1 protein-coding gene is annotated in these 723 nt (G+C 31.0%); it reads left to right on the plus strand.

Translation table 11 applies throughout. The features are described from left to right. Positions 1–172 precede the first annotated feature (172 nt). Positions 173–723 (plus strand): hypothetical protein (locus QZ114_RS08170; RefSeq protein WP_295501855.1); only part of this gene is annotated, 551 nt, incomplete at its 3' end.

Below are 723 nucleotides of genomic sequence, written 5' to 3' on the forward strand. Positions count from 1 at the left end.
GAACAAATGGCTACAATCAGTTTAACACGTGATATAAAACTAACAAACGAAGATGCTCTAAAAATTCTTAATCATAAACCATCTAAAAAGCTACAAGCAGTCTTGAAATCTATTGAATCACAGGACGCTACCGCTCCAACGAAAAATAAACTCATTTCAAAGTATCTGTAAGATGACAATTCAAGTAACACCACTTAAGCAATATCTTGAAAATATTCAAGTGCTAGCTCCTGATAAAACTGAGAAACAAGTTCAGGAGCTATTTAAAACTATCATTTTAGAAAATGTTGATTTCAACGGTAATGAAGAGATGTTGACTTATCTATCTGATAAAGCTCCCAATTTTGAAAAACAACATCGTTCTCGTAATTTTATCGTTGAAGAAACTGAAACAAATAACATCATAGGATTCTTTAGTTTATCTCTCAAAGTTGTTGATATTTCTGATTTAGAGAAATCCTTAAAAAAGAAACTCGTCCTAAAAGGGAAAAGTCCCAAAAATATTGATTATCTCCCTGTGTTACTTATCGGTCAATTCGGCAAAAACACAAAGCTAAATAAACTATCAGGACAAGAGTTATTTGAAATTGTAATTCAAAAAATTGAAGAATTTCGAGCAATTGTAGGAACTCAGATGGTATTTTTAGATAGTATCAATCATCCTAAAGTCATTCAATTTTATGAACAGTTCGGATTTGTTGCTTACAGTCAATTGATTAAAGA

This window comes from uncultured Streptococcus sp., from assembly GCF_901875575.1.
In the GTDB taxonomy this organism is placed as follows: Bacteria; Bacillota; Bacilli; order Lactobacillales; family Streptococcaceae; genus Streptococcus.